This window comes from Cellulomonas citrea (assembly GCF_009829685.1).
Taxonomy (GTDB): Bacteria; Actinomycetota; Actinomycetes; order Actinomycetales; family Cellulomonadaceae; genus Cellulomonas; species Cellulomonas citrea.
This window is the reverse complement of record NZ_VWSD01000099.1, coordinates 1-11,445: the sequence shown is the minus strand read 5'-3', so window position 1 is coordinate 11,445 and position 11,445 is coordinate 1. Positions and strand designations below refer to the sequence as shown.

General features: G+C 72.2%; 11 protein-coding genes. 10 read left to right on the top strand and 1 reads right to left on the bottom strand.

Annotated features, from left to right (window positions below; genetic code table 11):
- The coding region (locus F2B26_RS11250) for a S1C family serine protease (protein WP_159809375.1) at positions 1-1,242 on the top strand (1,242 nt) is incomplete at its 5' end.
- Positions 1,243-1,314: 72 nt separating this feature from the next.
- Here F2B26_RS11250 and F2B26_RS11245 read toward each other — a convergent pair.
- Entirely contained in the window at positions 1,315-2,610 is a 1,296-nt protein-coding gene (locus F2B26_RS11245; protein WP_159809373.1) for an isochorismate synthase, read from the bottom strand.
- Between the two features lie 66 nt (positions 2,611-2,676).
- Between F2B26_RS11245 and F2B26_RS11240 the strand changes: the two genes are divergently transcribed.
- From F2B26_RS11240 to F2B26_RS11200, 9 genes are all read left to right on the top strand, one after another.
- Positions 2,677-3,369, top strand: coding sequence for a demethylmenaquinone methyltransferase (locus tag F2B26_RS11240; RefSeq protein WP_159809371.1), 693 nt, complete (start codon positions 2,677-2,679; stop codon positions 3,367-3,369).
- Between the two features lie 107 nt (positions 3,370-3,476).
- The gene (locus F2B26_RS11235; RefSeq protein ID WP_159809369.1) at positions 3,477-4,769 is read left to right on the top strand and encodes a geranylgeranyl reductase family protein; all 1,293 of its coding nucleotides are present in this window, start codon (positions 3,477-3,479) and stop codon (positions 4,767-4,769) included.
- 58 nt (positions 4,770-4,827) lie between these two features.
- A complete protein-coding gene (locus F2B26_RS11230) occupies positions 4,828-5,190 on the top strand; it encodes an NADH-quinone oxidoreductase subunit A (protein ID WP_159809367.1) in 363 nt (120 codons plus the stop codon).
- Between the two features lie 27 nt (positions 5,191-5,217).
- Positions 5,218-5,772, top strand: coding sequence for a NuoB/complex I 20 kDa subunit family protein (locus tag F2B26_RS11225; RefSeq protein ID WP_159809365.1), 555 nt, complete (start codon positions 5,218-5,220; stop codon positions 5,770-5,772).
- The gene (locus tag F2B26_RS11220; protein ID WP_159809363.1) at positions 5,769-6,482 is read left to right on the top strand and encodes an NADH-quinone oxidoreductase subunit C; all 714 of its coding nucleotides are present in this window, start codon (positions 5,769-5,771) and stop codon (positions 6,480-6,482) included. Before F2B26_RS11225 ends, F2B26_RS11220 begins: the two co-directional genes overlap by 4 nt.
- On the top strand, positions 6,482-7,831 hold the full coding sequence (locus F2B26_RS11215; RefSeq protein WP_159809361.1) for an NADH-quinone oxidoreductase subunit D: 1,350 nt from the start codon (positions 6,482-6,484) through the stop codon (positions 7,829-7,831). Before F2B26_RS11220 ends, F2B26_RS11215 begins: the two co-directional genes overlap by 1 nt.
- Entirely contained in the window at positions 7,831-8,565 is a 735-nt protein-coding gene (gene nuoE, locus F2B26_RS11210) for an NADH-quinone oxidoreductase subunit NuoE (protein ID WP_159809359.1), read from the top strand. The genes F2B26_RS11215 and nuoE overlap by 1 nt, the downstream gene beginning before the upstream one ends.
- Positions 8,565-9,902 (top strand): NADH-quinone oxidoreductase subunit NuoF, encoded by a 1,338-nt coding sequence (gene nuoF, locus F2B26_RS11205; protein WP_201292711.1) that lies wholly within the window; start codon positions 8,565-8,567, stop codon positions 9,900-9,902. Before nuoE ends, nuoF begins: the two co-directional genes overlap by 1 nt.
- The coding region (locus F2B26_RS11200; protein ID WP_159809357.1) for an NADH-quinone oxidoreductase subunit G at positions 9,902-11,445 on the top strand (1,544 nt) is incomplete at its 3' end. The genes nuoF and F2B26_RS11200, both read left to right, overlap by 1 nt.

The following is an 11,445-nucleotide window of genomic DNA, read 5'->3' as shown; positions in this document are numbered from 1 at the left end:
CAGCCGGCCGCCGGTGCTGCGTTCGGCGTGCCGGCCGCAGGCGCCGCCTTCGGCGTGCCGACCGGTGCCACCGAGGCACCCGAGCCCCGTCGGCGGCCCACCTGGGTGCTGGTGACCACGTCTGCACTGGTGTCGGCACTGGTGGCCGGGGGCACGACGTTCGGCGTGCTGGCGGCCACGGGCAACAGCGGCTCGGCCCGGCCGGCGTCGATCGCGCAGATCGGTCAGAGCACCACGGACCAGGTCCCCGTGGCTGGCTCGTCCACCGAGAGCCCGGACTGGGAGGCCGTCGCCAAGGCGGTGAAGGCCTCCGTCGTGGCGATCACCGTGACGACGCAGCAGGGGGTGGCCGAGGGTTCCGGCGTCGTCCTCGACGCCCAGGGGCACGTCCTCACCAACAACCACGTCGTGGACGGTGCGGAGAACAACACCGTGCAGGTCACGCTCAGCGACGGCCGCATCCTCCAGGCCGACGTCGTGGGCACCGACCCGACCACCGACCTGGCGGTCGTCAAGCTCACGGACCCGCCGAGCGACCTGCAGCCCGCCGCACTCGGCGACTCCAGCACGGTGACGGTGGGCGAGCAGGTGATGGCGGTCGGCAACCCGCTGGGTCTGCAGAACACCGTGACCACGGGCATCGTGTCGGCCATCGACCGCCCGGTCACCACGGCCACCTCGAGCGACAGCTCGAGCGCCGTGGTCACCAACGCCATCCAGGTCGACGCGGCGATCAACCCGGGCAACTCCGGTGGCCCGCTGTTCGACGGCGAGGGCAAGGTGCTGGGCATCACGTCGTCCATCGCGTCGCTGTCCGCCTCGAGCGGTTCGTCGGAGTCCGGCTCCATCGGTCTGGGCTTCGCGATCCCGGTGAACCTGGCCAAGAACATCGCCAGCCAGCTCATCTCGTCGGGAAGTGCGCAGCACGCGTTCCTCGGGGTGCGGCTGACGGACGGCACCGCGACGGCCGACGGCGTCACGCGTCGCGGCGCGAAGGTGGTCTCGGTGACGTCCGGCTCCCCGGCGGACAAGGCCGGTGTCCGGGCGGACGACGTCATCGTGGCGATCGGCGACAACCCGACCCCGGGTGCCGACTCGCTCACCGCCTACGTGCGGTCGATGAACGCCGGTGACACCGCGACCCTCACGCTGGTCCGCGACGGGAAGTCGCTCAAGGTCGACGCGACCTTGGCCGCCAAGACCGAGCAGGCGGTCACCAACCCGGGCGGCTCCAAGGGCTGATCGGCTCGGTCCTCGTGGGGCGGTGCCCCTGACCTGCGGGTCGGGGGCGCCGCCCCACGACGCGTCCCGGGCTCAGTCCGTGGCGCCGAGCGCGTACCGCATGGGCTCGAGCTTGGCGGACGACTCGGCGAGCTCGGCGGCCGGGCTCGACGCGGCGAGCACGCCGCAGCCGGCGAACAGCCGCACCCGGTGCGGGTCGTCCGCGTCGAGCTGGGCCGAGCGCAGCCCGATGCCCCACTCGCCGTCGCCGTCGGCGCCCATCCAGCCGACCGGTCCGGCGTAGCGGCCGCGGTCCATCTGCTCCAGCTCGCGGATGAGATCGCGGGCGGCGTCCGTGGGGGTCCCGCAGACGGCGGCCGTGGGGTGCAGCGCCGCCGCCAGGGCCAGGGACGAGCGGTGCTCGGCGGCGAGCACCCCGGTGATGTCCGAGGCCAGGTGCAGCACGTTGGGCAGCGACAGCACGAAGGGCACGTCGGGCACGTTCGCCGACGTGCAGAACGGCGCGAGCGCCTGGGCGACCGACCGCACGGCGTACTCGTGCTCCTCGAGGTCCTTGGAGGAGTGCGCGAGGATCCCGGCCCGGGCGATGTCGGCGTCGTCGTCCCCGGTGCGCCGGATGGTGCCGGCCAGCACCCGGGACGTGACCAGCCCGCGCTCGGCCCGCAGCAGCAGCTCGGGGGTGGCGCCGATGAGGCCGTCGACGGCGAACGTCCAGCACGAGTCGTACCGGTCGGCCAGCCGGTGCAGCGCCCAGCGCGGGTCGAGCGGCTGCGTGGTGCGGGCCAGCACGTCGCGCGCGAGCACCACCTTGTCGAGCCGTCCGGCCCGGATGGCCTGCACGCCGCGGGCCACGACCTGCTCCCAGTCGGCGGGGCTCATCGTCGCGTCGGTGAGCTCGACGCCGCCGGGTGCCGTCACCGGCTCGGGGTCGGTGACCAGGGGACCGGGCGCGGCCAGGCCGGTTCCGATGGTGGTCATCCAGGCGTGGCCGTCGCGCCGCCCGACGACCACGGACGGGACGACGAGCACCCCACCCGCGGGGGAACGGTCGTCGAAGGCGAAGGTGCCGAAGGCGACCGGTCCGGTTCCGGGCAGCCCGACCTCGTCGCGCACCACGGCGCGGGTGAGCAGCTCGCGCCAGGCGCGGTCGGCCGCGGCGAACCGGTCGGGACCGCTCACCGGCACCCTGGCCGCCTCGCCCCAGCCGACGATGCCGTCGCCGCGTCGGACCCAGGCGAGGCCGCCGTGCGCGGGCAGGAGTCGGAGCAGGTCGGCGGGGTCGTGACCGGTGGCCAGCTCGTCGAGGGCGACGGTGCGCACGACGAGCGGAGCCGGCAGGGCGTCCGCGGGTGCGGGGGAGGTGCTCATCGGCCCCCACCCTAGGACTTTCGGCGAGGTGCACGCCCAGCCCGGGGCGCCTGCCAGGATGGGGGCATGTCCCGAGCCAACCTCGACAAGCAGCCGCACGACGTCGCGACGATGTTCGACACGGTGGCCCCGCGCTACGACCTGACGAACGACGTGCTCTCCCTGGGGCAGGACCGTGCCTGGCGCCGCGCGACCGCACGGGCCCTGGGCGCCGTCCCGGGGGAGCGGGTGCTCGACCTGGCGGCCGGGACAGGCACGTCGAGCGAGCCGCTGGCCGACCACGGCGTCCGGGTGGTGGCCTGCGACCTGTCGACCGGGATGCTCGCGGTGGGCAAGCGGCGCCGTCCGGACCTGGCCTTCGTGGCGGGCGACGCGACGGCGCTGCCGTTCGCGGACGCCTCGTTCGACGCGGTGACCATCTCGTTCGGGCTGCGCAACGTGGTGGACACCTCGGCGGCGCTGCGCGAGATGCTGCGCGTGACGCGGCCCGGCGGTCGCCTCGTGATCTGCGAGTTCTCGCGTCCCTCGGCCGCGGCGTTCCGCCGGCTCTACGACGTCTACCTCACCCGGGCGCTGCCTGCGGTGGCACGCACGGTGGCCTCCGGCTCGGACGCCTACCAGTACCTGGTGGAGTCGATCGTGGACTGGCCCGACCAGGTCACGCTCGGGCGCCTGGTCAAGGGTGCGGGCTGGGACAAGGTGGCCTACCGGAACCTCTCGGGCGGCATCGTGGCGCTGCACCGGGCGGTCCGTCCGTAGCACGGTCCGTGCCCGAATGGGACTTAGGTCACCCTTCGGAGACAGTGCCCAGCGGCGCAGATAGACTCGGGCGGTAAACCAAGGGTCTGCACAGTGGGGACGCACGGGTGGTCGAGATTCGCGATGACGCCGATGTCATCGTGGTCGGTGCAGGCCCGGCCGGTTCCTCCGCGGCCTACTGGTGCGCCCAGGCCGGTCTCGACGTCCTCGTGCTGGAGAAGGCCGAGTTCCCGCGCGACAAGATCTGCGGCGACGGCCTGACGCCGCGTGCGGTGGCCGAGCTCGTGCGGATGGGCGTCCCGCTGCGCGAGCGCGACGGCTGGATCCGCAACGAGGGTCTGCGGGTGTTCGGCGGCGGCCACGTCGTCCAGCTGCCCTGGCCCGAGCTGTCCTCCTACCCGTCCTTCGGCCTGGCCCGGCCGCGCCTCACCCTCGACCAGCTGCTCGCCGAGCACGCCCGCGCCGCCGGCGCCAAGCTGCTCGAGCGCACGGCGGTCACCGGTCCGGTCCTCGACGAGCGCACCGGCCGGGTGGTCGGGGTCACCGCCCGCCCGGTGGATGCGCAGGGCCGGCGCAGCGGTGAGGAGGTGACGTACCGGGCGCGCGTCGTGCTCGCCGCGGACGGCGTCTCCTCCCGGCTGGCGACAGCGCTGGGTCGTCAGCCTCGTGCCGACCGCCCGCTCGGGGTCGCGGTCCGCACGTACTTCCGCTCACCCCGCCACGACGACGCCTGGATGGAGTCCCACCTCGACCTGTGGGACGGCCCTCCGGGCCGCTCGAACCTCATGCCGGGCTACGGCTGGATCTTCGCCCTCGGCGACGGCACCGTGAACGTCGGGCTCGGTTCGGTGAGCTCCACGGCGGCGGCCACCAAGATCGACTACAAGGACCTGTTCGGCCGCTGGATGGCGAACGCCCCCAGCGAGTGGGAGTTCACCCCCGAGAACCAGCTCGGCCCGGTGCGCGGGGCGGCGCTGCCGATGGGGTTCAACCGGGGCCCGCTCTACGACGGCGGGCTCATGCTGCTCGGTGACGCCGGCGGCATGGTGAGCCCGTTCAACGGCGAGGGCGTCGCCTACGGCCTGCAGGCCGGACGGGTCGCGGCCGAGGCGGTCGCCCAGGGTCTGGCCCGCACGTCGACGGCCGGCCGGGAGCGGGCGTTCGCGTCCTACCAGGGGCGGATGAAGGACGACCTGGGCGGGTACTACACGTTGGGACGCGGTTTCGTCCGTCTCATCGAGAACCCGCGCATCATGCACCTGTGCACGAGGTACGGTCTGCCCCGGCCCTTGCTCATGCGGTTCACCCTCAAGCTCCTGTCGGACTGCTACGACCCGCACGGCGGGGACCTCATGGACCGCGTGATCTCGGGTCTGGCCCGGATGGCGCCGGCGGCATGAGCACGCACACGACAGGCAGGACCCACCCGGTGACGAACAGCTCAAGGAGGCGCGTGCGATGACCAACCCGTACGTCCCGCTGCTGGTGATGATGGCGCTCGCTCTGCTGCTGGCGGTGGGTGGGCTCGTGGCCAGCGCCGTGCTGGGCCCCAAGCGCTACAACCGTGCCAAGCTCGAGGCCTACGAGTGCGGCATCCAGCCGACTCCGCACGCCGTCGGCGGTGGGCGCTTCCCGGTGAAGTACTACCTGGTCGCCATGACCTTCATCGTGTTCGACATCGAGGTCGTGTTCCTCTACCCGTGGGCCGTGAGCTTCGCCACCCTCGCCGTCTTCGGCACGGTCGCGATGGTCGCGTTCCTCGCGCTCATCACCGTGCCGTTCGTGTACGAGTGGCGGCGCGGCGGGCTCGAGTGGGACTGATCGCAGGACTGGGAGAGGAGGGCTGAGATGGGTATCGAGGAGTCCGCTCCGGCAGGGATCCTGCTGACGACCGTGGAGGGCTTCGCGGGCTGGTCCCGCAAGGCCTCGTTGTGGCCGGTGACCTTCGGGCTGGCCTGCTGCGCCATCGAGATGATGGCGACCGGCGGTGCCCGCTTCGACATCTCCCGGTTCGGCATGGAGGTGTTCCGCGCCTCGCCGCGCAACGCCGACCTCATGATCGTGGCCGGTCGGGTGAGCCAGAAGATGGCCCCGGTCGTGCGCCAGGTCTACGACCAGATGCCCGAGCCCAAGTGGGTGCTCTCGATGGGCGTCTGCGCCAGCTCCGGCGGCATGTTCAACAACTACGCCGTCGTGCAGGGGGTGGACCACGTGGTGCCGGTCGACATCTACCTGCCTGGCTGTCCGCCGCGCCCGGAGATGCTCATCCACGCGATCCTCGCGCTGCACGACCAGATCCAGCACGAACCGCTGCTCAAGCACAAGAAGGACATCGCCCGCGCCGTCGAGCAGGCTGCCCTGGCCGCCGAGCCGACCTCGCACATGACGGGTCTGCTGCGATGAGCGAGGAGACGAAGGACGTCGTCGCGACGTCCCCGCAGGAGCACCCGTTGCTCGAGGTCGTCGCGGTGCGGCACGGCATGTTCGGCACCCAGGGCTCGGGCGACACGTCCGGCTACGGCGGCCTCGTGGCCCCCGTGGTGCTCCCCGGCCCGAGCGAGCGCCCCTACGGCGGCTGGTTCGACGAGGTCGTCGACATCCTGGCCGAGCTCCTCGAGGAGTCCGGCACCGGGTACGCCCAGGCTGTCGAGTACGTCGTGGTCGACCGCGGCGAGCTCACCCTGTCGCTGCACCGCGAGCACCTGGTCGAGGTGTGCAAGCACCTGCGCGACGACCCGGACCTGCGCTTCGAGCTGTCGCTCGGCGTCTCCGGCGTGCACTACCCGCTGGACGCCGGCCGCGAGCTGCACGCCGTCTACCACCTCACCTCGGTGACGCACGGCCGCCGGCTGCGGCTCGAGGTCGCCGTGAGCGAGGCCGACCCGCACCTGCCGTCGACCACGTCGGTGTACCCGGCGAACGACTGGCACGAGCGGGAGACGTTCGACTTCTTCGGCATCGTCTTCGACGGGCACCCGGGGCTGGCCCGCATCGAGATGCCGGACGACTGGGTCGGCCACCCGCAGCGCAAGGACTACCCCCTGGGCGGCATCCCCGTGGAGTACAAGGGCGCCACCGTTCCCCCGGCCGACGAGCGGAGGCAGTACCGCTGATGAGCACCCAGAACCCGCACGCGACCAGGCCGGTCGCCGACGACGAGGCCTTCGGGGTCCCCACGTTCGAGGCCAACGGCGGCGACTGGTCGGAGATCGCTGCCGAGGCCGCGCGCCTGGGCGAGGAGCGCATCGTCGTCAACATGGGCCCCCAGCACCCGTCCACCCACGGTGTGCTCCGCCTCATGCTCGAGATCGACGGCGAGACGGTGACCGAGGCGCGGGCCGGTATCGGCTACCTGCACACCGGCATCGAGAAGAACATGGAGTACCGCTCCTGGACCCAGGGAGTCACGTACTGCACGCGGATGGACTACGTCGCGCCGCTGTTCCAGGAGGCCGGCTACTGCCTGGCCGTGGAGAAGCTGCTCGGCGTGACCGACCAGGTCACCGAGCGCGCCAGCCAGATCCGGGTGCTCATGATGGAGCTCAACCGGATCGCCTCCCACCTGGTCTTCGTGGCCACGGGCGGCAACGAGCTCGGTGCGACGACCATCATGATCCTGGGCTTCCAGGCGCGTGAGGAGCTCCTCGAGGTCCTCGAGATGGTGAGCGGCCTGCGGATGAACCACGCGTACATCCGGCCGGGCGGCGTCGCGCAGGACCTGCCGCCGGGCACCACCGCGTTCACCCGCGAGAAGCTCGGCAAGCTGCGCGGGCACCTGCACCAGCTCGAGGACCTCATGCTCGAGAACCCCATCTTCAAGCTGCGCATGCAGGGTGTGGGGTACCTGCCGCTGGCCGCGTGCATGGCGCTCGGCGTCACCGGGCCGCTGCTGCGGGCCACGGGTCTGCCGTACGACGTGCGCAAGTCGGACCCGTACAGCGGCTACGAGACGTACGACTTCGACATCCCCACGGCGACCGAGGCGGACTCCTACGCCCGGGTGATCGTGCGGCTGGAGGAGATGTACCAGTCGATCCGCATCGTCGAGCAGGTGCTCGACCGGCTGGACGCCTCGGCGGGCCAGCCCGTCATGGTCGCGGACAAGAAGATCGCGTGGCCGGCACAGCTGGCGGTCTCCGGTGACGGCATGGGCAACTCGGCCGAGCACATCAAGGAGATCATGGGCACCTCGATGGAGGCGCTCATCCACCACTTCAAGCTGGTCACCGAGGGCTTCCGGGTCCCGGCCGGCCAGGTCTTCCAGACCGTCGAGCACGCCCGTGGCGAGCTCGGCGTGCACCTGGTCTCCGACGGGGGGACCAAGCCGTACCGGGCGCACTTCCGCGACCCGTCGTTCAACAACCTGCAGGCCACCTCGGTCATGTGCGAGGGCGGTCAGGTGGCCGATGTGGTCGTCTCCGTCGCGTCCATCGACCCGGTGCTCGGAGGGGTGGACCGCTGATGACCGTCGAGCACGCACCCGAGCCGCCCGTGCACCGCACGGGCTACGACGAGGCCACCCGCGCCCGGCTGGCCGACGAGGCCGCGCAGATCGTCGCGCGGTACCCGCAGGCCCGGTCGGCCCTGCTGCCGATCCTGCACCTGGTGCAGTCGGAGGACGGGTACGTCTCGCCGCGCGGCATCGCCTTCGCGGCCGCGACCCTCGGCCTCACCACCGCGCAGGTCTCGGCGGTCGCGACCTTCTACACCCAGTTCAAGCGGCACCCGAACGGCACCTACACCGTGGGCGTCTGCACGAACACGCTGTGCGCCATCATGGGCGGCGACGCGATCTGGGACGAGGTCGCCGACCACCTGGGCATCGGGCACGACGAGACCACGCCGGACGGGCTGGTCACGCTCGAGCGCATCGAGTGCAACGCGGCCTGCGACTACGCACCCGTCGTCATGGTGAACTGGGAGTTCTTCGACAACCAGACCCCGACCTCGGCCGTGGCCCTCGTCGACGACCTGCGGGCCGGCCGGCCGGTGAAGCCCACGCGCGGCCCCGACCAGCTCGCCACCTTCAAGGAGGTCTCGCACGTGCTCGCCGGGTTCCCCGACGGCCACGCGAACGAGGGCCCCAGCGGTGGCGTGCCCACCATGCGCGGCACCGTGCTCGCCCGTGAGAACGGCTGGGCCGCCCCCGAGCTGACCGGTGCGGCTGCGCCCGCCGACGAGCCGAAGGAGTCCTGATGACCACCCTGACGCCGGTCCTGTCGAAGAGCTGGGACGCCGAGCGGTCCTGGACCCTGGCCAGCTACGAGTCCGCGGGCGGCTACGCCGGTCTGCGCAAGGCCCTCACGATGGCCCCGGCCGATGTCGTGACGACCGTCAAGGACTCCGGTCTGCGCGGCCGTGGCGGCGCCGGCTTCCCGACCGGGATGAAGTGGAGCTTCCTGCCCGCCCCCGACGGCGGCCCGCGCTACCTCGTCGTCAACGCCGACGAGTCCGAGCCGGGGACCTGCAAGGACATCCCGGCGATGATGGCCAGCCCGCAGCACCTCATCGAGGGCGTCATCATCACCTCGTACGCGATCGGCTGCCACCACGCGTTCATCTACCTGCGCGGCGAGGTCGTGCACGTCTACCGCCGCCTGCTCGAGGCGGCTCGTGAGGCACGCGAGGCCGGCTACCTGGGCAGCAACATCCTGGGCTCGGGCTTCGACCTGGAGCTGACCATCCACGCCGGTGCCGGCGCCTACATCTGCGGTGAGGAGACGGCGCTGCTCGACTCCCTCGAGGGTCGTCGCGGCCAGCCGCGCCTCAAGCCGCCGTTCCCCGCGGTCGCCGGTCTGTACGCCCGCCCGACGGTGGTCAACAACGTCGAGTCGATCGCGTCGGTCCCGGCCATCGTGCAGGGCGGTGCGAGCTGGTTCACCAGCATGGGCACCGAGCGGTCCGCCGGTCACGGGCTGTTCTCGCTGTCCGGGCACGTGACGCGCCCCGGCCAGTACGAGGCCCCGCTCGGCATCACGCTGCGCGAGCTGCTCGACATGGCCGGCGGCATCCGCGCCGGTCACCAGCTCAAGTTCTGGACCCCCGGCGGCTCGTCCACCCCGATGTTCACGGCCGAGCACCTCGACGTGCCCCTGGACTACGAGTCGGTCGGCGCGGCCAAGTCGATGCTCGGCACGCGTGCGCTGCAGGTCTTCGACGAGACGGTCTCCGTCGTCCGCGCCGTGACCCGCTGGCTGGAGTTCTACAAGCACGAGTCCTGCGGCAAGTGCACCCCCTGCCGGGAGGGCACCTACTGGCTGGTCCAGGTGCTCAAGCGGCTCGAGGCGGGCCGCGGCGAGCCCGGTGACATCGAGCTGCTGCTCGAGCTGTCCGGCAACATCTTCGGCAAGGCCTTCTGCGCGCTGGGTGACGGGGCGGTGAGCCCGGTGGTCTCCGGCATCGAGCACTTCCGCGAGGAGTTCGAGGCCGGGATGCACACCCCGGCCGACGTGCTCTTCCCGCCCGAGAAGAGCGCCCTGTTCGAGTACACCCCCTCCCCGCGCACCGGGGCCCAGCTGGCGGGAGCGCACTGATGACGATCACCACCCCGGGCCGCACCGGCGCCCCGCTGGTGCCGCTGCCGGCCGAGCCCGCGCCGGTCGAGCCGACCGACACGGTCACGGTGCAGATCGACGGCATCGAGACCGTCGTGCCCAAGGGCACGCTGGTGATCCGTGCCGCCGAGCAGCTCGGCATCGCGATCCCGCGCTTCTGCGACCACCCGCTGCTGGCGCCGGTCGGCGCCTGCCGCCAGTGCATGGTCGAGGTCTGGGCGCCCGGTCGTGACGGCAAGCTGGCCAAGATGCCCAAGCCGCAGCCGTCGTGCGCCATCACGGTGTCGCCGGGCATGCAGGTGCGGACCCAGCGCACCTCGGCCGAGGCGGACACCGCCCAGCACGGTGTGATGGAGCTGCTGCTCATCAACCACCCGCTCGACTGCCCGGTCTGTGACAAGGGCGGCGAGTGCCCGCTGCAGAACCAGGCGATGAGCAACGGCCGCACCACGAGCCGGTTCGTCGAGGTCAAGCGGACCTTCCCGAAGCCGATCGCGGTCTCGACCCAGATCCTGCTGGACCGTGAGCGCTGCGTGCTCTGCCAGCGCTGCACCCGGTTCTCCGAGCAGATCGCCGGTGACAAGTTCATCGACCTGCAGAACCGCGGGGCTCGGCAGCAGATCGGCACCTTCGACACCGACGTGCTCGACTTCACCGGGGACGCCCCGGCCGGGCCCGCGGGCTCGGACGCGGCCGGTCGCCCGTTCGCCTCGTACTTCTCCGGCAACACCGTGCAGATCTGCCCGGTCGGCGCCCTCACGTCGGCGGCCTACCGGTTCCGCAGCCGCCCGTTCGACCTGGTGAGCACGCCCGGTGTGGGTGAGCACGACGCGATGGGCTCGGCCCTCCGGGTCGACCACCGCCGCGGTGTCGTGCTGCGCCGGCTGGCCGGTGACGACCCGCAGGTCAACGAGGAGTGGATCAGCGACAAGGACCGCTTCGCCTTCGCCTGGCAGAGCGCACCGGACCGGATCACCACGCCGCTGGTGCGCCGCGACGGCGAGCTCGAGCCGGTGAGCTGGGTCGAGGCGCTGCAGGTCGCCGCGGACGGTCTCGCCGCGGCCAAGGCCGCCGGCGGGGTCGGCGTGCTGCCCGGTGGGCGGCTCACGCTCGAGGACGCCTACGCCTACGCCAAGTTCGCGCGGGTGGTGCTCGGGACCAACGACATCGACCACCGCTCGCGGCCGCACTCGGCGGAGGAGACCCAGTTCCTGGGGGCCGCCGTCGCCGGTCGCCCGCTCGCGGTCACCTTCGCCGACCTCGCCGCAGCCCCGCACGTGCTGCTCGTCGGCCTGGAGGCCGAGGACGAGGGCGGCATCCTGTTCCTGCGGCTGCGCAAGGCCGTGCTCGCCGGGAAGACCTCGGTCTCCTCGGTCGCGGCGCTGGCGAGCCGTGGTCTGGAGCGGCTGTCCGGCACGCTGCTGCCCGCCGCGCCCGGGACCGAGGCCGAGGTGCTCGACGCCCTCGTCGCCGGTGCCGGTGACCCGCTGCTGGCCGCCACCGCGCAGGCGCTGGCGACCCC